A 20,797-nucleotide genomic window follows, 5' to 3' on the forward strand; every position below is an offset into this window, starting at 1 on the left:
TTAAAGCCCAAGAAGCGACGCGACGGCGCGCAACCAATATTTATTATATTCCTTGAACAAGCCGCGAAGCGACGGTTGCGTCGGCACCGCATCATTGGTGACGGTGACGCCGCTGGGCAAGGCCCGGTCAAGTTCGAAGCGCGCACGGCGCATGTGCCAATCATGCGTAACAAGTCGAATAGTGCGCATATTGTTCCGCTTTGCCCATGCTGCCGTTTCCAATGCATTGGACCTTGTATCCACCGATTGGAAACCCAGCGCGATGCAGCATTGGAAATATTGGGCAGATTTGGGATATTGCGCCTCAAGCTCGGGCGGCTTCACATCGCGGTCCACACCGGAAATCAGCAATTTTTTGGACTTGCCCGATTCCAATATCTCAAGCCCGCGATCAATTCTGTGTGCGCCACCTGTCAGCACGACAACGCCATCGGTGGGTGCAATGGGCGCAGGCTGCGGCAACAGCAATGCAAACCAGGCAAAGCCCAGCATCCAGACCAACAATATGAAAGCGATGGACCGACTGATCATAAAATCTTCTTTAACGCAAAAATCGCGGTGAAGCATATCATAAGCATAGCAAGCGCTGTCACGGCAAGCGGAATGCGTGTGCGCATGCCCCATACAAGCCAAGGCCGGAGTGCAAAGCCGCAAATTCTTCATGCCGCAGAAGGCCTGTTATCGCTGGTGCACCGCGATTTGGCCAAAGCTTATTCCGTAACGGTCCGCCGCGGGAAAGGTGTCGTCCACAGCATTTTACAATACTAGGGTTGCAAGTCACAAAATGCTGCTGTTTATGATTTTCATGCTGCTTGTTTGCCCCTCTTGCCATACACGCTATGCTGTTCCTGACGATGCCTTTGGCGCGGATGGCCGCCAAGTGCGTTGCGCCAATTGCAAGCATGCATGGTTTCAAGCGGGGGCAGTTGTCCCGTCGGCGCCAGAAGCCGTCACCACGGAATCTTCCATCGCGGCGCCCGCCGAACCGCGTGACCCCGCGCCCGCTGCAGCCCCGCCAGAGGCCGCTGCAGCAGCGCCGGTTGAGGCGCCTTCAGGGGATGCCCCAGCGCCTGCGAACACCCCCTTGGCTTCGCCTGATCCTGCACCACGGTTTATGGGCGCGCAAACGGATGCAGATGACGCGCAGCCTAGTTTTCCGCGATTTGCGCCTGAGCAGGCGGCTACGCCTGATCCCGCACCTGTATATGTCGACCCATCGTTAAATGCGGGCAAATGGGCCGAAACAGAACCAAAGCAAAGCCGCTTTGCGCATGAACCACCCTTCAATCAACGCCGTAGCCGCACGAAGATATGGACTTTGGCTGCTATCATCTTCGCGCTGACGGTCACCTTCATTGCCACGGCCATCTCCTATTTCGGTATGCCAAATATCGGCCTTTCCGGCACGACAGAACAACCCGACCTAACAATCGTGCTCAATGATAATTTGGCGTTAAACGCGCGTGAAGACGGTACGCCTTATTTTATCGCCAGCGGCAGCATTGTGAACCCGACCGGGGTGAAGCAAAATGTGCCGGACATGCTGGTAACGCTCAAAGACGCGAGCGGTAGACCAGTCTATAGTTGGAAAATGAAAGCAAAAGTAAGCACGCTTGCGCCCGGCGCAAAGGTCGACTTTAGCGAAGCTCGGCTGGACGTTCCATTGGCCGCTAAACAGATTAGCGTCGGCTGGGTGCTTTCAAGCAACTAGGTCCTGACCCTAAACGCCGCTTAATTGGCGAGTGCCGCCCATGCATAAGCGATTTCGCTAACCGCTTCCCTTAATTCGGCTATATGTGCCACATCATTTGTCTGCGCTGCCGCATTCAATTTGTACACGGCGGATCGGTATATCCGTTGCAGCACGCCTGCAAGGTCACCGCCATTGGCAAAATCTATACTCGTTTCCAATGCAATGATGATCGACAAAGCTTTGGTGTGATGCGGGTTTCCCGAAATGGCTGTGCCGCGCTTTGCCGTGGCGGTTAATAGATCCAACGCATGCAGCAATTCTTCATATAATAAGCTGACAAGGCCGTGCGGGCTTGCGCTGGCAACGCGGCTTTGCAGTTCCATGTCTCGGTAATGCTGATTGGCAAAAGCTGGATGTGTGCGCGCAAGCATTTGGTTTAATCGTTTCCATTGTTCCAAAGCTTAATCTGCTGTTCCAGATAGCTTTGCGTTGCCTTGAGCGCGCCAATGCGCGCATCCATGCCGGCAAATTGTTTTTCAAGCCGACCGCGATAGGCAAGCTCGCGTGCTTCCATTTTGCTGCGGTTTTGCTCAATCGTTTCGGCTTCGCGTTTTAAGGCGGTCTTCACCATCTCCAACGGGCCATTGGCCGCAACGGCGGCATCACGCAAGCTGTCGAGCGCAATGGCTATGCCAGGGTCCGTGCTGTCTGATCGCCCCGCATCGCGCGGCGGATTGAACATCGCTTCAACGGCGTCGGGATTATCCCGCATCACCGCCTCTAATCGTGCCATATCAAGCGTCAGCGTTCCAAAGCGCGTCGTGGAAATGCCAATGTCGGATAGGCGGCTGATGCTGGCATGCGATGTCAGCGGCTTTGTGGCAAATCCGTTCAATTGCCGCTCAAATGCCCGTAGCGCGGCATTATTATTATTGGCTTTGCGTGCCGCCTCCATATCTTTTTTGAGGGTGTTAAACACCGCAACAAAGTCGTTAAGCGTTTGTTTGATGGTTTCAGATGGGCGCACGGCGCTGATCGCAATGGGCACAAGCGGATCAGCCTTTTTCAAAACAAGGTTCATGCCGTTAATGACGTCATCCATAGTGTTGGACGCGCGGCGATAGGCCACGCCGTCCAGTGTGAATGCGGCATCGCTCGCCGCTTGGCCCGTCGTCATGGCTGCAGTTGCAAAGCGTTGCAGGCTATTTGGCGCGCCTGCGTCAGCGGTTAAGGTAAATGCATTGGCGGCGCCGCTTTGGCCCTTGAGCACCAGGCGATATGTGCCTGCGTCGCTGATGACGCTTGCGGTGACGCCGCTACCGGCTGCGTTAATGGCAGAGGCCAGTCCGTCTAGACTGTCGTTCGCATTGGTGATGGCAATGGCATAATTATTGGCGCCAACGGTCAGGGTCATATTGCCTTGGCCAACAGATGCGGTGCGCGATACCACATTTTCCGAAAAGCTGCTTTGCGCCTTGGCCAAGGTTTGAATGACCAATTGCCCGCTAAAGCTACCCAATTGGTATCCCGATTGGGCATTGATGGATAATGCGGCCGGGTCCGACGCGACAATTTGGCTGCGCAAGGTCCCACCGGACGTTAGCGATTCCAGTGAATCGGCAAAGCTGTCGAGATCGCTGCGTGCTTGTGCAAGCGTGCTGACCTTGGCTTGGTTGGCCCGTGACAATTCGTCCAGGCGCGCCGCCTTTGGCTTACGTGATGCCGCGGCTAGGTCTGCGACCAACGCTGCGGTATCAATGCCGGAACCGAAGCCCAGGCTGTTTGCAATCGACGTGACCATGATGATTTCCTCACTGTCTTATACGGCCATATGGCCGCCTGATTTAGGCGCTCCGCCGTCCGTCCTGATCGAAACGCTTCGCCACTGGCACATCAACAATTGGCTTGGGCACATGCTGCCCGAAACTGGATTCCAATCGGAAGACAAAGGCCAATATGGCGGCGACCGCCGCGTACAAATCTTCAGATATGGCCTTGCCGGTGCGCGTGGTGAAATAGATGGCGCGCGCTAATTGCGGATATTCGAGCGTTGGCACATTTTTTTCGGCTGCCATCGCCTTGATCGCCAGCGCCACATCGCCGCGTCCCCGCGCGACCACAACGGGCGCGGCATCCGAACCGGGGCGGTATCGCAAGGCAACGGCAAAATGCGTTGGGTTGGTCAGAACAACATTGGCGTCCGCCATGCCCTTGCGCGCCGATGACATCATCACCTCTTGCTGGCGCAAACGTATCGCTTGTTTTAGCTCCGGCGCGCCGTCGCTTTGGCGCAGTTCTTCTTTCAACTGCTGCTTGGTCATGCGCAGCTTGCGATTGCGCTGTAACCATTGGATCGGCACATCGACCAAAGCGATGAGCGTCAGGCCAACGGTCAATATTGCGATGGTAAATGCTGTCTTTTGACCAATGATATCCACCGCGACGGCAGGATCAGCGGCGGCAAGGCCGGGCAGGGATGCGACCTCACCCGAAATGATCCAATATCCGGCATAGCCAAGTACGCACACCTTGGCGGTCGCCTTGAACAATTCAATCAGTCCATGCGTACCAAACATACGCTTGAGCCCAGCCAGCGGATTAATGCGGCTAGCCTTTGGCGCCATGGCCTTGCTACGCATGCCGGACGAACCCAGCATCGCCGGCGCGGCAAAGGCAGCGATGAGCGTCAGCAAAAGCAATGCTGCAAATGGCACGGCAATTTGCGCCATAGCGACAGTCAATGCGTCAAGCGGTTCAAAACGGTCGGGGTCGGAAAGGTCCAGTGACAAGCCGCTTTTCAACAAAGCCTTGCTCGCGTTGAAAAACCATGCGCCAAGGCCGATCAACCATGCGGCACCGGCGATCATCATCAACGCCGTGGCCAGTTCCCGTGACGCGAGCACATCGCCTTCTTTAACCGCATCATCCTTGCGCTTTTGCGTTGGCGCTTCGGTTTGTTGGTCTTTATCGGGTGCGTCAGCCACGGCCACCGCCAAGGATTTGTGCCTGTTCAAGCCCAAGGCGAAGCGCATTGCTGAGCATATCGGCCATCACGGGCATTGAAATACCCAATAATAATATGCCCGCCAGCAATGCCGCAGGCATGCCCACGGCAAACAAGTTCAATGTCGGTGCCGATCGCGCGATCATCGCCATAATCAATTGCACCAGCACCAAGGCAAAGCCGACAGGCAGGGCAATTGATAGGCCAGCGGAAAAGGCCAAGCGGCCAAATTCCACAACGCTGCCAATTGCGGAGAAAGACAGCCATGCTTGCCCGGGGGGAAGCGCGCGATAACTTTCGGCTATGGTCGCAATCAACGCCAAATGGCCGTCGGCGGCAAGGAACAGGAACATCGCAACCATCGACAGAAACTGCCCAACGGCTGGGCTGGATTGGCCAGTTGCCGGGTCGGCCATGGAGGCAAAACCAAGGCCCATTGCGTTGCTGATTGCCTCACCAGCCACTAAGGATGCGGCAAAGGCGATTTGGATGACAAAGCCCATCGCCAGCCCTGCCATTACTTCTGCCGCGATCATGAAAAAGCCGGGAACGGAAACTATCCCCGCCGCAGGCAATGTCATATTGGCCATCGACGCCGATGGAATACCGATCGCCAGTGCCAGTACGAGGCGAAGCTGCACGGGCACGGCCTGCGCCCCGAACATGGGGGCCGCGACAAAGGCGGCACCCGGACGGATCATCGCCACCATCCAGACCAGCAATTGTCCTTCCACATTTTGCAGCCCAGCCGGAATCATCGCACCAACAAGGGAATTTGCGCAAATAAATCGCGGGTAAAGTCGGCCAGCAGGATCATGATGCTGGACCCAGATACCGCGAGCGCAATTGCGACAATGATGAGCTTGGGGACGAAGCTTAACGTTTGTTCGTTGATGGAGGTCGCGGCCTGAACCATACCCAAAACCACGCCAGCAATCAGCGCAGGGATAAGAATGGGGGCCGAACCCAGCGCCAATATCCAAAGCGCGCGTTGCGCCACGTCGATGAAAAAATCCTGATCCACAGGCTACATCACAAATGAACTGGCCAATGACCCCATGGTCAATGCCCAGCCGTCCACGAGAACAAATAATAACAGTTTAAACGGCATGGAAATAATGGTCGGCGACAGCATCACCATGCCCAGCGACATCAACGCGGATGCGACGATGAGGTCGATAATCAGGAAGGGTAGAAAAATCATGAATCCGATTTGGAACGCGGTTTTTAATTCGCTGGTGACGAAGGCGGGCAGTAGAATGGAAAAGGGAACGTCGGCGGGCTTGGCAAATTTGCCTGCCCCTGCAATTTCGCTGAACAGGGCAATATCGGTCTTACGCGTCTGTTTAATCATGAAGCCATGCATCGCGCTGGCCGCAGTCGACAATGCCTGTTCAAAACTGACTTCATCACGGCCATAAGGTTCGAGCGCCTGTGTGTTGATTGTGCTCAACACCGGCTGCATCACAAAAATGCTGAGGAATAAGGCAAGGCCAACCAGCACCTGATTTGGCGGTGTTTGTTGCAGCCCAAGTGCCTGACGTAAAATCGACAGGACAATGATGATCCGGGTGAAGCTTGTCATCATCAGGACCAAAGACGGCAATATTGTCAACAAGCCCATGAGCAGGAGGATTTGGAGCGATAGTGACAATGGTCGCCCGTCGCCCGCCACAGTGTCCAGCGCCTTTTCCAAGCCCATTGCACTGGGCGCAGCCAAGGTAGATTGGCTGGCAAAAAGTGCAAAAAGGCAAATGCAAATGCTTACAAATCTAAGCATGCGGAGCGCCCTGTTTGGTCGAAGCCAATATGTTAATCCCGCTGCGCGATGCGCCTAGCAAAAGTGTATTCTGGCCAAATTCGACGACCAGAAGCCGCCCATTGCTGCCCAAGGATACAGCGTCGACCACGCGCACGGCGCGGGTGGGTGCGGCGTTCATCGGCAGGCCAATCTGCAGCTTTTTCCAAAGCCATAAGGAGCCCCATGCCAATCCGCCAACCAAGGGCAGGATGAGCAACAGGCGTCCGAAATATTCCAATATCACGGTCGCGCCTCCATGCTGCCAAGCCGTTCTCCATCCGGGGCAACGTCCAGCACGCGAATGCCAAAGCGGCCGTTGGTCTCGACGATTTCGCCGCGCGCGACCAACGTGCCGTTGACGAAGAGGTCGAGCGGGTCATTCACTTGCCGGTCAAGCTCCAGCACGCTGCCCTCGCTCAGTTCGAGCAAGGACGCGAGCGTCAGGGATGCGGAACCAACTTGGACCGTTACGCACACATTTATGTCGGCCAACATGTCCAATTTGACCGCGCGGTCAGCGGGCCGTGTATTGGGGGCTTCAGTCATGTCACTCATGGTCAGAACCTTCCATATTTTCGATTTTTAACGCCGTGCGGCCATTGGTCTCGCCAATTGTTCCGCGTGCAAATCGGCGGCCTGCCACCAAAAGTGGAACATCGGCGGGCAGCATCACGGGTAAGATATCGCCCGGTCGAAGAGACAAGAGCCGCGACACCGGCACTTCGGTTTGCGTCAAAATAGCGCGCGCAGGCAGCGGAACGCGCAATGTCGCGCTCTGCATTTTGTCTTTCCATTCTGGGTCAGCGGGTACCCCGCTTGGGTTCGCTTCGGCAAAGCGCATGACCATTTTCTTGGCATGGGCGTAGCCAATGAACCCGTGAATGGCATTGGACCCAAGGGTGGAACATGCCACGTCGATTTTGGCCAAAATTATGCTGTCGCGATATTGCGGCAAATGGAATGCCTGCACATCGGTCTGCATGGGCAGAGCCGTGACGGTGTCGGAAATAACAGCCTGCAGCGCGGTGTTAACATAAGTGAGGAAATGTGCGTTCAGCCGCAGCGCAAGGCGCATCTCGGACGCGCTGAACTCTTGCCGTACAGGCACTTTGCCTAACCCGCCATATTGCACATCGAGTATCTGACTGATGAGCTGACCGGGGACCACCAGCACCAGATCGCCTGCATCCTTGCCCAGCGCGAACGGCATCAACAGGCTGAACGCAGGTTGCGATGGATACCATTCGGAATAGCGCGCCTCGGTCACTGATTGCACCTTGGCTTCAACCTGCTCATGACCTGCCATAAAGTCGCACATCGCATCGCCCAGATTTTCGCAAAGCTTTCGGAGCCAGCCAAAATCATCAGGGGCAGTGGTGCGCTGCCTTAAGAGAAGCGACGCACTCATTGGATGACCAGATTCGAAAAATAGACATTATCGACGCCGCCAAAGCCCTCTTTTTGGCGCAATACGTCATTAATAGCCGCCGTCAGGTCACGTTGCAGCATTTGCTTACCCTGCGGGGTCGACAGGGCTTGCGCATCCTGTTGCGATAACACCATCAAAATGGCTGAGCGGATTGGAACGCTTTGGCGCTGGATATTCTGGACAACTTTGCCGTCATAATATGTCGACAGGCTGAGGCCCAATTGCACAAAGCCTGCACCATCGGCCAGATTGGCGGTGAAGCTTTGGTCGAGGTTTACATATGTCACCTCATATTTGCGTGGGTCCACGGGTACGCGATCATTTTTTACCGCAACCGTTCCTTCTTTCAAAACGGGCGCCTCTCCCTCGGCAGCGACGGCGGGTGGTTCGGGATCTTCACTGCGCTCCACCAATTTTGGACGGTTCGGGTCAATATCTTCGGTCTGTCCGGTGATGCCTCCGGCCAGATAGATTCCGGTCGCTGCGCCTGCCCCAATCAGTCCGAGCGCGGCCACCAAAGCGATAATGACCTTCTTCTTACCCTTTTTGGGTTTTGTCGCGGGGTCGGAGGATTTTTGCTTGCTCATATAGTGTCTTTCAATCAGGCGAAGCGACCTTGGGCTTTGGAAGAAGCCTTGGCCTGCGCTGGGGTGGAATCATTGTCGGTACGTTGGTTATCGGGCTGTGGGCCCTGTTGCTGGCCATGCCCGTTTTGCCGGTTGGACATATCAAATTGGCCGAGTTTCAGACCCGCATGGCGCAGGTCTTCAATCAACCGCGCTTGCTCTGTTGCTATGGCTTGCGCCGCCGCTTGGGTGCTGGTCTCCAGCCGGATATCGACCTTGCCATTGTCTGTAGTCACGGCAATATCGAGTTGACCCAAATGTTCAGGGACCAGCGTGAAGGCCAATTGGTTGTCGCGTGTTGCATGGTGGACAATGTCCCGCGCGAGCGCGCCAACCCATTCCCCATCTGCTGTAATGATAAGCTGCCTAAGCTCCGCGATCGGTGTGCCAGTGGGGGCAACTATGGGTGTGACTGATGCCGGTGTCGGCTGGATGCCAGGTGGCACTTCAAAGCTGAAAAAGCGGGCATCAGCCATGCTTAGATTGAGCGATGGCAAAGGGGAGGGCAATTGCGGTTTGTTTTCGGCGTTGCGCAGGGGGGCGGCCATGGCATCCGGCTGCGCATTCGGCAGAGCGTCCATTTGTGTTACGAGTTCTTGAGGCGCGATCGGTCGCCATTGGACCCGCGTTCCGTCCGATGATTTGGGCGGTTCTGTTGCATTGGGCAGCTTGCGTGCGTGCGGCGCAAGGGGCGTAGCAGGCGTAACGGGCACATAAAAGGGTGGAGGAGTTGGCGGGGCTGTTTGGACCGTAGGTGCGGGAATAGGTGCAGGCTTCGATACGTTCTGTATCGTTGTCGGCGGAGCAATCGGGGGCGCGGCGGCTTTGACGGGCGCGCTGACGGACGGGGGCGTTTGCACCACCGATAGCGGGACAAACTTGGGTTCAATCTGGGGCAACGACGCGTCAGGTTTTTCCGCCGCCACAGGTTCTCCATCTTTGATGTTTATTTCGGGCACAGGTGCTTGGGGCATGAAAATGGCCGTGGTTCGGGTTTGTACTTCGGGCACTTTTGCTTCCGGCACGGCAATGATCGTGGCAGGTTTCTCCGCCACGGGCGCTGTTGTTTGGGGCAGGATAATGACCTCCGTCCAACGCTTGGTTTCAGGCGCAATTGCTTGCGGCAAAACGTCTGTCTCGGCCCCGTTCTGCACTTCGGCCAAGGGAGGCACAGCAAGCGGTATCGTGGCCGCGCAGATCGGCGCTGTCGCGGGTGCCGCACCCTTGACGGGCAGTTGGGGTAATGTGTCGGCCAGCGGGACGGATATGTCCAACAGATCCTGAAACACCCCATTCGTCGGTGCAGGGCCAGACATTATGGATAATAGGGCAGGCGACATTTGCGCGGTCACTGGGTTCATGACATGCGCTCGCTTTTGTTGGTCTTGCGGAAAATTGCGGCGCGGCTTTGGCGGTCCGCGGCATGTTTGGCATCTTGTGCAGCCCCATTGGCGGCAAGCTTCTCAATGGCCGTTTCGCGCTGCCGTGCGGCGACGACAACCTGTTGCTGACGATTGCGAGCATCCTGTGCATTTTGCCTTGGTGCGGCAAGCGCGCGTTGTGCGGAATCCAGACGTGAGGACAGCTCACATACCGACCGCAGCATCAGGCCATTTTCTGTGCCGACCGATATTTGGGCCGCCGCACGAATGGCCGAAATGCGGTCCCTAAGATCGGTGAGATTACGCAATTCTTTTTCGCATCGGTGCAATTGCAGCTCCGCCATTTGCCTTTGGACAGCGCGCACTTTCAATATGCGCTGCCAGCGTTGTGCATTAGCCATCATGCGCCCATCCCTTCGACCAGTTCAGCGCGGGCATCGGCAAAGGGGGCGACAGACTGCATGGGTTGGGTGATGAAATTCAGCATCGCTGGCCGCTGGGCAATCGCGTCGTCCAGCACGGCATCACTGCCTGGCGCATAGGCGCCGAGCATGACCAGATCGCTATTTTGTTCATAGCTTGACCATAATTGCCGGAACCGCGCGGCCGCCGCCAAATGGACCCGATCCACAATGTCGGGCATCAAGCGGGACAAGGACCGGCCAACATCAATGGCGGGAAAAATGCTGCTTTCGGCAAGCGTGCGCGACAAGATGATATGGCCATCAACAATGGCGCGCGCGGCGTCGACAACGGGGTCTTCCAAGTCCCCTCCGTCCGCCAATACCGTGTATATCGCGGTAATCGAACCACCCGACCGGCGATCCACACCTGCCCGCTCGACAAGTTGCGGGATAAGCGCAAGCGCGGAAGGGGTATAGCCCTTCATCGTGGGCGGCTCCCCCATGGCGAGGCCGATTTCACGCTGCGCATGGGCAATGCGCGTAAGGCTGTCGATCATCAATAAAACGCGCTTGCCCTGATGTGCAAAATATTCGGCAATCGCCGTTGCCCGCATGGCCGCGCGCAAGCGCAGCAGCGGCACTTGGTCCGCTGTCACGGCGACAACAACCGATTTGTGGCGGATATCCGGTGTAAGCTTGCCCTCCACGAAATCCGATACTTCGCGCGCACGTTCGCCGATCAGGCCGATGACGATGATATCGGCATCAATGCCTTGCAATATCTGCCCCATCAGCACTGATTTGCCGACGCCAGAGCCCGCGACAATTGCCACACGCTGCCCCTCACCAATGGTCAACAGGGCGTTTATCGCGCGGACGCCAGTGTCCATCGCGCGCACAACACGGCCGCGGTCGAGCGGGTTGCTGTCTTCACCCGCAATCTTTTGCCGGCCGCTGCATGACGGCATGATACCACCATCCAATGGGCGGCCTTTTGCATCAATGACACGGCCAAGCAGCTCTTCGCCGACTTCAATCATGTCATGCCGACCATTGGGATAGACGGCGGCGCCGCTGGCGATGTTGCCAACGTCTCCAAGCGGTTGAATGATCGCACGCTGCCCTTGAAAGCCGACAACTTCGCCCTCGGCAAAATCGCCATTTTCGGCCTGCATTCGGGTGCCAGTACCAAGCGGATATGGAAAGCCGCTGACTTCGCAATATTGCCCAGTCAACGCCGCCAAACGTCCCACACGGCGCGGGTCCGCATCGCACAAGGTGGCAACGCCATGCCGCGTAGAAAGGATTGTTTCCAAGCGCGTCATCCTGCGACGCGTCCGTCATCGCCAAGCCTTTGCGACAGTCGTTCAAGCGCAAAAGCAGGGCCATGTTCAACCCATCCATCGGAACATTCAATACGCAAAGCGCCACGCGGCAATTGCGGGTCTGCGGTAAATGGCAGGGGCAGTTCAGCATCGGACAATAAGGCAAGATCATCCGGATGCATGCGTAAATGCCGGTTCTGGTCCGCCTCGGTTAAAATGGCTGTCGCAGCCTCGATTTGTTGCGCCAGAAAAGCCGCGTCAATCGGCAAATCGCCGATGATTTTGGTGACGATGCTGCGGATGATATGGTCGAGCAAGAAGTCAATTTCGGCATTATCTTCTGGCCGCAACGCATGTGCCGCCGCCAGCAAATCCTGAAGCTGTTTGCGCTCAATCGTGAACGCGGCCTGCGCCATTTGCTGCCCATCGGCCAGACCACGCGCATAAGGGTCTTCGGCGTCATCTGCGGGGGCGGCAAAGGGGAATTGCAAATTGCGCGGACGAAAATCCCGGCGTTCGCCAAAATATGCGGTGAGGGAGAGTTTGACAGTTTCAGACATAGTCATTGCTCTGCTTTCCAAGCATGATCTCACCCGACGCAGCCATGCCACGGGCAATGGCGACCACTGCTTTTTGCGCGTCTTCGACATCGGCGCGGCTGACCGGACCCATTTCGGCGATTTCGTCGCTGATGGTTTGTGCGGCGCGTGCGGACAATGTGCTGAGGATCTTTTCGCCCAAGGCCGGGTCTGCACCCTTGATGGCCAGTGCCAGACGGTCGGCTTCGACATTGCGCATGACCGCGCCAAGCGATTTGGTGTCGAGCTGTGCCAAGTCGGCAAAAATGAACATGCCCTCTTCAATGGCATCGGCCAGAATTTTGTCCTTTTTGCGGATAGTCTTCAAAAGCTTTTCGGCTTGCGGACGGGGCAAATTATTGACGATTTTTGCGACTTCATTGTGCCCGCCCATGTTGATGAGCGGGTTGCTGGCGCTGGTTTCGGCATAATCTGCAAGAATGGCTTCAATGTCGGAAATGGCGGCGGCGGGAACAGGACCTAAGGTCGCGGTGCGAAATAATAGATCGGCCTGAACAGCCTCATCCAAGCCAGCAACCGCCTCTGCGGCGACTTCTGCGGGTAATGCTGACAGGATGATCGCGGCAAGCTGCGGATGCTCTTGCGCAACCAGCGTCGAAATCGTGGCGCTGTCCAGCCATTGCAATGCTTCCAGCGACGGCGGGGCGGCTTTTGCGGGTGCAATTTGGGTCCAGAGGCGGTTCGCCGTGCTATCGCCCAACGCCATATTCATCATGCCGCGAATGCGCACGGGCGCGCCAACGGCCAGTTGCGATAGGTCGCGGTTGTTGCTGACAAAAACCTCTAACGCGCCTTCCACATCATTTTCGGTGGCGCAGGATGCTTCGAACATGCCCTTGGCCAAGGATTTGACTTCAGATGGGTCCAGATGCTGCAAAACTGCCGAACTGTCGCCGTCCTCCAGCAACATCAACAATATCGCCGCAGATAGACCGCCATCGGGCAGTGGTGCGGGTTCGGGAAGGACCATTTCGTCAAGATCATCATCCATTGGCTGGTTTTCCCAACATTTGACGGACGACGAGCGCGGCGCGTTCCGGATCTTGGCGGACAAAGGCACGCACAAGCTTTGCGCGCGCTTCATAACTTGGTGCGGCTTCAATCATGTCGATCGTTATGGTGCCATTGCCCGGCCGAGACCCCTGCTGCGCCGCCGCGGCCTGCATCAATTTTTGTTCCGTTTCTGCCAGCTCTTTAGATGCGGCCATACGTGCCTTGACGGCCCTCACCAGCGGGCGACCAATAACGAAAAAGGCAAGCAATGCGCCGAGCACCCCGCCCACTTGCTGCACCAAGGGTAAGAACCATGGCGCGTCCCAGAAATTAACGACGACTTCGGCCTCTTCGGCAAAGGGGCGTGCAGAAATGGCCACAACATCGCCGCGTTCGGCCTTAAAACCGACCGCGCCCTTCACTAGATTTTCGAGCGCCGCAATCTCCGCAGGTGTGCGCTTTTGCGCGCCCTTGCCATCGCGCAATGCGACCGCAACCGACAGGCGGCGTAACGCGCCTTGCGGGTTATGAGTGACGGCTATTTCGCGGCCAACATCAAAGCTACGATTATAGGTTTCTTCGCTTTGTGTTGGATTATTGCCGGGCGCTCCGCCTTCTGGGGGCTGTGCGACAAGCGCATTTGCAGGCGGCGGTTGATTGGCCAATGCGCCGGGTATACCGCCCGCTTCTTCTGCCGTGCCACTTACGGACTTATTCCCTTCCTCGCTGCGCAAGGCACGGTCATTTTCGGGGTAGGTTTCCCTTGTGGACTGGCTTTCGCTGGTATCGACATCGGCATGGACCTCGACCGAAAAATTGCCGGGGCCCGCAATTGGCGTCAGCAACGCAATGACCGCCTGACGATAGCGCTCCTCCATCTGCATTTGCAGTTGGAACATCCGGTCGTCTGCACTGGCTTGATCGGAGGAGAGCAACGCACCGCTCTGGTCAATCACCGATACGTCTTCGGCGGACAAATTGGGGACCGATGACGCGACCAAATGGCGGATAGCGCGCACTTGTGCCGCCGACAGGCTGCGCCCTTGCTGCAGCGTCAGCATGACTGATGCCGCGGGCTCCTTATTTTCGCGGACAAATACGCTGGCCTCTGGCGTGGCCAGATGGACGCGCGCGGTTTTTACCGCATCAATCGCTTCAATCGTGCGCGCAAGGTCGGCTTCGCGCGCGCTGCGCAATGTTTCGCCTTCTACCGCGCGGCTTGAACCCATGGGCAAGGACGCCATCATTGCGTCACCGGTTGGCTGCGCCTTGGGCAGGCCTTGACCGGCAAGCAACATCCGCGCCTCGTGCACTTTGCCTGCATCCACGGAAAGGGCGCCCGTGGCGGGGTCAAGGCTGTAGCTGATGCCTGATGCCTGCAACGCATCGGCAACCGCGGCCTTGTCCGCTTCGGCCAAGCCTTGGAACAAGGGCGTTTGCGTAGGTGTGCTCAGCGCGAAATAGGTCAACGCCGCAAGCCCCAACGCACCTGTTAAGGCCAGCGCGGGCAGTGCCTTGCGCACAGCCGGCTGACGCGCCATGCCGCGTAGACCGTCAAAACCGAAATTGGCGCCTGGCGTCACATTGCGCGCCAATGCACCATTGTTCATCGCCGCGTCGGGTGCGAGTATCTGTTGATCGGCCATGCGTTACACCGGCATGTTCATGATGTCGCGATACGCGGACAACAGCTTGTTACGGACCTGAAGCGTGGCTTCAAAACCAATTGAGGCCTTTTGCCGCTCGACCATGACCGAGACGATGTCGTTGGTCTCGCCGCGTTCATAAGATGCCGATAGCGCGCTCGCCTTGCCCTGCTGCGCGCTTACGACTTGCAACGCGTCGGTCATGGTTTGTGCAAAGGGCGTTGTGGATGCCACCGCTTCTGCGGGTACATCACGGCCGGCCGCACGGCGCAGCGCATCATTCTGGTTCAAGATGGACGAGCGCATCTGCAAAAGTCGGCTCTGGTCGATCGTCGACATATACTCGGGTCCGCAGGCGGAATTGCCTTTGCGCAGACGATTGCAAATGATGTGCCAATTTGCCGAAAGGCGCAGTCTTCCGACCTATATGGCGTGGTTGACGGCTGCTCTCGCCAAATTTCCGACGCGGGTGATTAAAGCGATGCAGCAACGCGCCGTTTCTTGATGCCGAGGCTGCTCACCCCCCTGTCGGGCTGCCCATACCGAGGAATAGCAAAGGATTTATCATGACAGTCATCAACACCAATGTCAGCGCGCTTCGCGCGCAAAACGCATCGCGCATGGCGAACAACACGCTCAGCACCGCCATGGAACGTCTTTCGACCGGAAAGCGGATCAATGGCGCGAAAGACGATGCCGCTGGCCTTGCCGTCGCCACCCGCATGGACGCGAAAATACGTGGTCTCAGTCAAGCGGTCCGTAATGCCAATGACGGCATTTCGCTGGCCCAAACGGCCGAAGGTGCGATGGCTGAGATATCAAATATTCTTGTCCGGATGCGCGAATTGGCTGTTCAGTCTGCCAACGGCACCATCACGGATGACGATCGTGCTATCATCGCGACTGAATCCACTGCTCTTGTTGCTCAAATCAACAATATTGCGGCGCGAACCGACTTCAACGGTTCTGTGTTGCTTGATGACGACGAGACTTTCAGCATCCAGACGGGCGTGGAAACTGGCGAAACGGTCGATATTGACTTGGTGGCGATGGATGATGCGGGGCTAGTTATTGATGATGTCGACCTCTCCACTGCAGAAGATGCAAGCACGGCACTTGATTTGTTGGATACAGCGATAGACCTCGTAGCTACGCAACGCGCCAATATTGGTGCGGCGCAGAACAGTTTGACCGTGACCGTCAACAATCTGACATCAACGGCCATGAATTTGACGGAAGCAAAATCGCGCATGGAAGACGCAGACTTCTCTGCAGAATCGACGAAGCTGGCTTCGGCGCAAATCCTTGCACAGGCGTCGACCGCTATGTTGGCACAAGCCAACCAAAGCCAGCAGGGCGTTTTGAACCTGCTACGTTAAGGTAAAAGGCACAACAAGGCACGCTCCTAACTCCCCACAGGAGCAGGCAATAGCCCGATGGCCCAGTATTTGGTCATCGGGCTATTCTACATAAAGGCCACTTGAACTCATGGACGCTCTTGGCTATGCGCAGCCACGGCCTAAGCGCCAATTGCCGCCTTAGCTCAGTTGGTAGAGCATCGCATTCGTAATGTGTTGGCGAACACCCCATTTTTCCCAGAAATGCATTACTTACAGTGATTTAGACACACTTGCTGTTGTATAGTTTTTACTATACAACAATTTCATGAGCAAAGGCATTGTAAAAAATAGTCAAAGTCGTGCTGACCCGACAATGCGTGACCGCACGCAGCCAATCCCGAGTTCGCTGCAGAAGGTGACGGGGTTCGGTACGCTCACGATTTACAAAATGGCGGCGTCTCCATTCTGGTATGCGCGGTACTACGAAGACGGAAAAATCGTTCGTCGCAGTTTGAAGGTTGCGGACAAAAAGGAAGCGATCAAGGCTGCCAAGAAGGTCTTTGTTGATCTCAAGCATCGCAAGATGAACAATCTTCCGTTCACCAAAACGAGTGGCTTTGAAGTGTGCGCTCGTGGTCTTGCCAAAGAGAATGAAGCGCGGTTCAAGCGTGGTGAATTATCAAAGCAGAAAATTAGTTATGACGCAGGGCGTCTGGAAGCTGACTTGCTACCGCACTTTGGAAAGTATGAGATTGCGGACATAGATTACAGCGTCATCAGCGATTACATCAACAAGCTCAGTACGCCAGATCGTCCGCTTACGATAAACACGCTGAAGATACATCTCTCCCACATAAAGACGATATTAAAGTACGCTCAGCGAGTTGGAGTGATAACTGGGCTTCCAGCGTTCCCGCGTCTCAAAACGACTGACACAGCCCGTCCTTGGTTCAACAGCAAAGAGTATAGTACGCTTCATTCCGTCTGTAGGTCACGCATTGGTACGAAAATACGGGTAGATACAAAGGCTGGAAAGTTCCTGCGCAATGTCGAGATTACACAAGATGTGTATGATCTCATCATCTTCATGACGAACTCGTTCATTCGTCCAACGGATATAAAGGTGCTTCAACACAAGCATGTTGCGATTATTCGCGGCAAGGACACTTATCTGCGTCTGACTCATCCACCGACAAAGGGTCATGGAAGCCCAGTCGTGACGCTCAAAAAGGCTGTCGAGGTTTATGACGGATTGCTGGAGCGTCAAAAGGCAGAAGGCTTTGGGAAGCCAGATGACTATCTGTTTTGTCCACAGCAGTTGAACCGTGATTATGCATTGCGGGATATCACACGGCAATTTGATCAAGTGTTGAAGGTTGCTGGGTTGAAAACGGGCTCAAATGGCGATGCAAGGACGCTCTACAGCTTGAGGCACACATGTATCATGTTCCGCATGATACATGGAGAAGGCATTGATCTGCTTACAATTGCCCGCAGCGCACGAACCTCTGTCGAGATGATTGATAGGTTCTATGCCAAGCATCTCACTGCCGAGATGAACATCGCTCAGTTGCAGAGTGGCGCTATAGACTGACGGTGAAAGTCGTTAAAAAAAGGCTGGGAAATTGAGCTTATTCCCGCTAATGGACACGCCATTGCCGCCTTAGCTCAGTTGGTAGAGCATCGCATTCGTAATGCGGGGGTCGTAGGTTCGAATCCTATAGGCGGCACCATTTTTCCAATATAAATCAATATATTGTTGGCACAGCGGATGGAAATTCGCAGTCATTTTGTTGTATGGTTTTGGGCTAATTCTGTGGTGTGAGTATACAAAAAGCCCCGCACAAATGGCGGGGCTTGAACTCGTTTAAACGAGGTTGTCGGGTAACCCGACCATGATGGTTAAGCAGCGATCATAAGGGCATCATTGGTCTGAGTGGTTGTCGGGATTATTTTGCCTGCGCTGCGAAGATTAAATGCTAACCGCAGCGTTGCCCCCATGATCTTCCGTGCATCATATTTGCAATTAGTAACAATGTTACAAAGATACTGTTCGCTTGGAGCAAGTACCTTCTGATCAAGAAGGACTGATTGCATCACAGGAACCCAACGATTGGCTTCTGCAAACGGCATTGCAATCAAATGGGAGCGGCTCTTGATGCTGTTCTCGATCTTGCTGATGCTATTTGTGGTCATGATAAACACGGATGTATCGCAGTTCATGACTGACTTGATGGACGGCAAATAACGCGGGTTGAGAAGGTCAAATTCATCGAAGATGAAATACCGAAAGCGGGCAAGCGGCATGAATTGTGTTTGATATGCAATTTTCTCAATTAGCTCTTTGGCATCAGTAGTAGCCGTAATTTTGTAAAAATTATAATCCACGGCAGCAGCGTTTGGCGCCCCAAAGCTATCAATCGCAGCAGGCAAAATACGAGCAAGTGCCGATTTTCCTGTCCCATTTGGTCCGTAAAAAATGATACCGTTCACACCAGAAAATGGGAAGGGCATCAAACCCGTTACAAGCTGCGATACGAGTTCTTTTGCTGTGTCACTGCCGTAAACAATGTCATTGATGCTCTTGGGTGAATATGCGTTGTTACTATGAGACATTTCAGTTTCCTTTGAATAAAAAAGGGGAGGCATTTTGCCTCCCCGTTTGTGCTGCATAATTTACGCTGCAGCAGCAAAATCAGTGTCGTTCACCGCTGCATTTATGAGAGCGTCGAGTTCATCAGCTTCCGATGCTGGTTGCTCTTCGTCTGCCTTTTTTGTCCAAGTTTTATGCTCAGCATTGTAGATTGCGGTGAGCACTGCGTTTGTGACACCTTCAGTTTGCACAACCGAGTTGATGATCAAAGTACCGTTGACATCTTGCGTTGCCACAAGAATGACGTGCTTACCGATTGCTCCACAGTCGAGCTTCGAGGAAATTGCCTCCTCATCAATTACTGCAAGGTTCACATGTGCAATCTGCCTTACCGCAGCGCCAACCTTGTCTACTTTTGGAGCGCCACCGTTCGTCTGCTTACGACGAACTTCCTCGACACCACCAGCATCACGTAGGAACTGAGGCAGATCCTGCACCTTGACCTTTTGAGCAAGTGCTACACGCAGCGCCGAACTGTATGAGCTTGCACGACGACGGTCTGCGCCGAATACTACTTTGATTATATTTGTCATCGTGTGCGATTTTGTGTCGATGCCAAGATTGCGCTCAATGTTGTGACGCTCAATCGCAGCTTTGAGCTTTTCGTTCTGATCCTTGTCAGAAGCCATCAACGAGTAGAGGTGATAGCAACGCTGCAAAATGACATAAAGCTGCTCGTTTGCAGTGCGATGCACTCCATTGAGCCAGATTTCTTGGTCTGCAACAAGGCTAACAATAGTGTTGTATGCGTTACTGATGACAGGGGCGACCCATTCAGCTTCGCCAGCGTCAACCGAGACAGTTGCGTTAGCTGGAACGGTTATGCTGGGCATTGCAGCGATTTCAGCGATGTTGAAGTTTACGGTTGTTTCAAGTGTAGTAGTCATGATTAAGGTCTTTCATATTTTCGGCTAGCACCATGCTGCCGATGACCTGCAAATAGGATTCGAGAGGGCAGCTGTAAAAACGCCACTCTGGAATTAGTTCTGTGCCAGAAGTGATGAGTGAGGCTTAGCGATGTATGAAAAGATGCTGCATGGACGCAGGATTCTGTATTTCCGTTATGCGCCACCCGTCACCAATCTCGATGACATCAGCGCCCGCGACACGCTGCCAAACGATGAAAACGATCCTGGCTACATGTGGAGCGTTTATTACTACTGGTGGGCATTTCTGCGTCTGAGCAAAGCCTATAAGGAATGCTGTGAAAATGACGGCACGGGCGATCTAGCCGATGTCTACACCTACTTCGGTGATGTGCGTGATGATGATTTCATGCGCTGGTGGACCAAAGGTGGTCATCCACAAGCCAGTAAGTATCGAATGCACACGGGACGCAGAATCTTTTCCCATGGCATTCGCTTTCCGATCAGGGAGATCAATGACCCCTTGCTCGAAAAAGAGCAAAATGCTGACCGCGTCGTGCTGAGCATTCCTGTAGATGGTGATCTGAGCCGCCTCACTGCTGAGTTCCAGCGGTTGATGCGCCCCGTTGTGGAAGAGCATATTCGCACACACGGGGAAAAGAAGGGTGAAGCTCTGTTCGAAGTAGTTTCTAAGAACCCTTCGCTGAAATCCCTGCACAAGATTCTGACAGCGCGGCAGACCGAGAAAGACAATCCTGAGCTTACGCGGCTTCAGTTAGCGGAAAAGCTAGGCATCACTGAAAGGGTCGTCGGCGATGTTGCAGCCTATAATGCGCTGACACGCTTGCTGAAGAAGGCTGAAGTACTGATCCGAAATGTTGAGCGTGGGCGTTTCCCCGACTTCACCGACTACAAAGATGGCGAACTGCAAGAGCTTCCCCGTGCTTTACGCCGGAAACCAGCTAAACGCACGGAACGCATTGTCGTTATTGAGGACGGGGAAGAGCTTTCGCTATTCTAGGTGTGTCGGGTTACA

24 protein-coding genes and 1 tRNA gene are annotated in these 20,797 nt (G+C 55.1%); 5 read left to right on the plus strand and 20 right to left on the minus strand.

Annotation, left to right across the window (positions count from 1 at the left end; all coding sequences use genetic code 11):
- The gene (locus D7D48_RS01035) at positions 1 to 531 is read right to left on the minus strand and encodes a YdcF family protein (RefSeq protein ID WP_125229529.1); all 531 of its coding nucleotides are present in this window, start codon (positions 529 to 531) and stop codon (positions 1 to 3) included.
- 253 nt (positions 532 to 784) lie between these two features.
- Here D7D48_RS01035 and D7D48_RS01040 point away from each other — a divergent pair, with 253 nt between their 5' ends.
- Positions 785 to 1,711 (plus strand): zinc-ribbon domain-containing protein, encoded by a 927-nt coding sequence (locus D7D48_RS01040; protein WP_125229530.1) that lies wholly within the window; start codon positions 785 to 787, stop codon positions 1,709 to 1,711.
- Positions 1,712 to 1,731: 20 nt separating this feature from the next.
- Here D7D48_RS01040 and D7D48_RS01045 read toward each other — a convergent pair whose 3' ends face one another.
- From D7D48_RS01045 to fliE, 17 genes are read right to left on the minus strand one after another with little or no spacing between them, the layout of a single operon-like run.
- Positions 1,732 to 2,151, minus strand: coding sequence for a flagellar export chaperone FliS (locus tag D7D48_RS01045; RefSeq protein WP_221738611.1), 420 nt, complete (start codon positions 2,149 to 2,151; stop codon positions 1,732 to 1,734).
- Positions 2,130 to 3,494, minus strand: coding sequence for a flagellar filament capping protein FliD (gene fliD, locus D7D48_RS01050; RefSeq protein WP_125229532.1), 1,365 nt, complete (start codon positions 3,492 to 3,494; stop codon positions 2,130 to 2,132). Before fliD ends, D7D48_RS01045 begins: the two co-directional genes overlap by 22 nt.
- 43 nt (positions 3,495 to 3,537) lie before the next feature.
- A complete protein-coding gene (locus tag D7D48_RS01055; RefSeq protein WP_125229533.1) occupies positions 3,538 to 4,677 on the minus strand; it encodes an EscU/YscU/HrcU family type III secretion system export apparatus switch protein in 1,140 nt (379 codons plus the stop codon).
- Entirely contained in the window at positions 4,670 to 5,455 is a 786-nt protein-coding gene (gene fliR, locus D7D48_RS01060) for a flagellar biosynthetic protein FliR (protein WP_125229534.1), read from the minus strand. The genes D7D48_RS01055 and fliR overlap by 8 nt, the downstream gene beginning before the upstream one ends.
- Complete coding sequence (locus tag D7D48_RS01065) at positions 5,452 to 5,721, minus strand: flagellar biosynthetic protein FliQ (RefSeq protein WP_125229535.1); 270 nt, start codon at positions 5,719 to 5,721, stop codon at positions 5,452 to 5,454. Before D7D48_RS01065 ends, fliR begins: the two co-directional genes overlap by 4 nt.
- Before the next feature lie 3 nt (positions 5,722 to 5,724).
- Entirely contained in the window at positions 5,725 to 6,477 is a 753-nt protein-coding gene (gene fliP, locus D7D48_RS01070; RefSeq protein WP_125229536.1) for a flagellar type III secretion system pore protein FliP, read from the minus strand.
- Positions 6,470 to 6,742 carry a FliO/MopB family protein gene (locus D7D48_RS01075; protein WP_245964295.1) on the minus strand — a complete coding sequence of 91 codons (273 nt, stop codon included), beginning with the start codon at positions 6,740 to 6,742 and terminating at the stop codon, positions 6,470 to 6,472. The genes fliP and D7D48_RS01075 overlap by 8 nt, the downstream gene beginning before the upstream one ends.
- Positions 6,739 to 7,053, minus strand: a complete 315-nt coding sequence (fliN, locus tag D7D48_RS01080) for a flagellar motor switch protein FliN (RefSeq protein ID WP_125229537.1) — start codon at positions 7,051 to 7,053, stop codon at positions 6,739 to 6,741. Before fliN ends, D7D48_RS01075 begins: the two co-directional genes overlap by 4 nt.
- Positions 7,046 to 7,906 carry a FliM/FliN family flagellar motor switch protein gene (locus D7D48_RS01085; protein WP_125229538.1) on the minus strand — a complete coding sequence of 287 codons (861 nt, stop codon included), beginning with the start codon at positions 7,904 to 7,906 and terminating at the stop codon, positions 7,046 to 7,048. Before D7D48_RS01085 ends, fliN begins: the two co-directional genes overlap by 8 nt.
- Positions 7,903 to 8,514 (minus strand): flagellar basal body-associated FliL family protein, encoded by a 612-nt coding sequence (locus tag D7D48_RS01090; protein WP_125229539.1) that lies wholly within the window; start codon positions 8,512 to 8,514, stop codon positions 7,903 to 7,905. Before D7D48_RS01090 ends, D7D48_RS01085 begins: the two co-directional genes overlap by 4 nt.
- 14 nt (positions 8,515 to 8,528) lie before the next feature.
- Positions 8,529 to 9,914: a flagellar hook-length control protein FliK gene (locus D7D48_RS01095; RefSeq protein ID WP_125229540.1), complete on the minus strand. Its 1,386-nt coding sequence runs from the start codon at positions 9,912 to 9,914 to the stop codon at positions 8,529 to 8,531.
- Complete coding sequence (locus D7D48_RS01100; RefSeq protein WP_125229541.1) at positions 9,911 to 10,339, minus strand: hypothetical protein; 429 nt, start codon at positions 10,337 to 10,339, stop codon at positions 9,911 to 9,913. The genes D7D48_RS01095 and D7D48_RS01100 overlap by 4 nt, the downstream gene beginning before the upstream one ends.
- On the minus strand, positions 10,336 to 11,664 hold the full coding sequence (locus D7D48_RS01105; RefSeq protein ID WP_125229542.1) for a FliI/YscN family ATPase: 1,329 nt from the start codon (positions 11,662 to 11,664) through the stop codon (positions 10,336 to 10,338). The genes D7D48_RS01100 and D7D48_RS01105 overlap by 4 nt, the downstream gene beginning before the upstream one ends.
- The gene (locus tag D7D48_RS01110) at positions 11,661 to 12,224 is read right to left on the minus strand and encodes a FliH/SctL family protein (RefSeq protein ID WP_125229543.1); all 564 of its coding nucleotides are present in this window, start codon (positions 12,222 to 12,224) and stop codon (positions 11,661 to 11,663) included. Before D7D48_RS01110 ends, D7D48_RS01105 begins: the two co-directional genes overlap by 4 nt.
- On the minus strand, positions 12,217 to 13,254 hold the full coding sequence (locus D7D48_RS01115) for a flagellar motor switch protein FliG (protein ID WP_185739743.1): 1,038 nt from the start codon (positions 13,252 to 13,254) through the stop codon (positions 12,217 to 12,219). Before D7D48_RS01115 ends, D7D48_RS01110 begins: the two co-directional genes overlap by 8 nt.
- Entirely contained in the window at positions 13,247 to 14,902 is a 1,656-nt protein-coding gene (fliF, locus tag D7D48_RS01120; RefSeq protein WP_125229545.1) for a flagellar basal-body MS-ring/collar protein FliF, read from the minus strand. Before fliF ends, D7D48_RS01115 begins: the two co-directional genes overlap by 8 nt.
- Positions 14,903 to 14,905: 3 nt before the next feature.
- Entirely contained in the window at positions 14,906 to 15,241 is a 336-nt protein-coding gene (gene fliE / locus D7D48_RS01125; protein ID WP_125229546.1) for a flagellar hook-basal body complex protein FliE, read from the minus strand.
- A 227-nt stretch (positions 15,242 to 15,468) separates the two neighbouring features.
- Here fliE and D7D48_RS01130 point away from each other — a divergent pair, with 227 nt between their 5' ends.
- The 3 genes from D7D48_RS01130 to D7D48_RS01140 all read left to right on the plus strand — a co-directional run bounded on the left by D7D48_RS01130 (position 15,469) and on the right by D7D48_RS01140 (position 17,975).
- Positions 15,469 to 16,281 (plus strand): flagellin N-terminal helical domain-containing protein, encoded by an 813-nt coding sequence (locus D7D48_RS01130; RefSeq protein ID WP_125229547.1) that lies wholly within the window; start codon positions 15,469 to 15,471, stop codon positions 16,279 to 16,281.
- A 286-nt stretch (positions 16,282 to 16,567) separates the two neighbouring features.
- Entirely contained in the window at positions 16,568 to 17,836 is a 1,269-nt protein-coding gene (locus D7D48_RS01135; RefSeq protein ID WP_125229548.1) for a tyrosine-type recombinase/integrase, read from the plus strand.
- 63 nt (positions 17,837 to 17,899) lie between these two features.
- A tRNA-Thr gene (locus tag D7D48_RS01140) sits at positions 17,900 to 17,975 on the plus strand.
- Positions 17,976 to 18,144: 169 nt separating this feature from the next.
- Here D7D48_RS01140 and D7D48_RS01145 read toward each other — a convergent pair.
- Together D7D48_RS01145 and D7D48_RS01150 are read right to left on the minus strand one after the other, a co-directional pair.
- The gene (locus D7D48_RS01145) at positions 18,145 to 18,858 is read right to left on the minus strand and encodes an AAA family ATPase (RefSeq protein WP_185739744.1); all 714 of its coding nucleotides are present in this window, start codon (positions 18,856 to 18,858) and stop codon (positions 18,145 to 18,147) included.
- A gap of 60 nt (positions 18,859 to 18,918) precedes the next feature.
- Positions 18,919 to 19,782, minus strand: coding sequence for a hypothetical protein (locus D7D48_RS01150; RefSeq protein WP_125229550.1), 864 nt, complete (start codon positions 19,780 to 19,782; stop codon positions 18,919 to 18,921).
- Positions 19,783 to 19,912: 130 nt separating this feature from the next.
- Here D7D48_RS01150 and D7D48_RS01155 point away from each other — a divergent pair, with 130 nt between their 5' ends.
- Positions 19,913 to 20,782, plus strand: coding sequence for a hypothetical protein (locus D7D48_RS01155; RefSeq protein WP_125229551.1), 870 nt, complete (start codon positions 19,913 to 19,915; stop codon positions 20,780 to 20,782).
- Positions 20,783 to 20,797 lie beyond the last annotated feature (15 nt).

The sequence above is a fragment of the Sphingorhabdus wooponensis genome, assembly GCF_003933235.1.
Taxonomy (GTDB): domain Bacteria; phylum Pseudomonadota; class Alphaproteobacteria; order Sphingomonadales; family Sphingomonadaceae; genus Sphingorhabdus_B; species Sphingorhabdus_B wooponensis.

Excerpts from the sequence above, each read along its gene's own strand:
- D7D48_RS01135 (WP_125229548.1), top strand. The coding sequence starts at position 16,568 with ATGAGCAAAGGCATTGTAAAAAATAGTCAAAGTCGTGCTGACCCGACA.
- D7D48_RS01110 (WP_125229543.1), bottom strand. The coding sequence starts at position 12,224 with ATGTCTGAAACTGTCAAACTCTCCCTCACCGCATATTTTGGCGAACGC.
- D7D48_RS01130 (WP_125229547.1), top strand. The coding sequence starts at position 15,469 with ATGACAGTCATCAACACCAATGTCAGCGCGCTTCGCGCGCAAAACGCA.
- D7D48_RS01085 (WP_125229538.1), bottom strand. The coding sequence starts at position 7,906 with ATGAGTGCGTCGCTTCTCTTAAGGCAGCGCACCACTGCCCCTGATGAT.
- fliP (WP_125229536.1), bottom strand. The coding sequence starts at position 6,477 with ATGCTTAGATTTGTAAGCATTTGCATTTGCCTTTTTGCACTTTTTGCC.
- fliF (WP_125229545.1), bottom strand. The coding sequence starts at position 14,902 with ATGGCCGATCAACAGATACTCGCACCCGACGCGGCGATGAACAATGGT.
- D7D48_RS01150 (WP_125229550.1), bottom strand. The coding sequence starts at position 19,782 with ATGACTACTACACTTGAAACAACCGTAAACTTCAACATCGCTGAAATC.
- D7D48_RS01155 (WP_125229551.1), top strand. The coding sequence starts at position 19,913 with ATGTATGAAAAGATGCTGCATGGACGCAGGATTCTGTATTTCCGTTAT.
- fliD (WP_125229532.1), bottom strand. The coding sequence starts at position 3,494 with ATGGTCACGTCGATTGCAAACAGCCTGGGCTTCGGTTCCGGCATTGAT.
- D7D48_RS01040 (WP_125229530.1), top strand. The coding sequence starts at position 785 with ATGCTGCTGTTTATGATTTTCATGCTGCTTGTTTGCCCCTCTTGCCAT.
- D7D48_RS01090 (WP_125229539.1), bottom strand. The coding sequence starts at position 8,514 with ATGAGCAAGCAAAAATCCTCCGACCCCGCGACAAAACCCAAAAAGGGT.
- D7D48_RS01095 (WP_125229540.1), bottom strand. The coding sequence starts at position 9,914 with ATGAACCCAGTGACCGCGCAAATGTCGCCTGCCCTATTATCCATAATG.
- D7D48_RS01105 (WP_125229542.1), bottom strand. The coding sequence starts at position 11,664 with ATGACGCGCTTGGAAACAATCCTTTCTACGCGGCATGGCGTTGCCACC.
- D7D48_RS01145 (WP_185739744.1), bottom strand. The coding sequence starts at position 18,858 with ATGTCTCATAGTAACAACGCATATTCACCCAAGAGCATCAATGACATT.
- D7D48_RS01035 (WP_125229529.1), bottom strand. The coding sequence starts at position 531 with ATGATCAGTCGGTCCATCGCTTTCATATTGTTGGTCTGGATGCTGGGC.
- D7D48_RS01115 (WP_185739743.1), bottom strand. The coding sequence starts at position 13,254 with ATGGATGATGATCTTGACGAAATGGTCCTTCCCGAACCCGCACCACTG.
- fliR (WP_125229534.1), bottom strand. The coding sequence starts at position 5,455 with ATGATTCCGGCTGGGCTGCAAAATGTGGAAGGACAATTGCTGGTCTGG.
- D7D48_RS01100 (WP_125229541.1), bottom strand. The coding sequence starts at position 10,339 with ATGATGGCTAATGCACAACGCTGGCAGCGCATATTGAAAGTGCGCGCT.
- fliE (WP_125229546.1), bottom strand. The coding sequence starts at position 15,241 with ATGTCGACGATCGACCAGAGCCGACTTTTGCAGATGCGCTCGTCCATC.
- fliN (WP_125229537.1), bottom strand. The coding sequence starts at position 7,053 with ATGAGTGACATGACTGAAGCCCCCAATACACGGCCCGCTGACCGCGCG.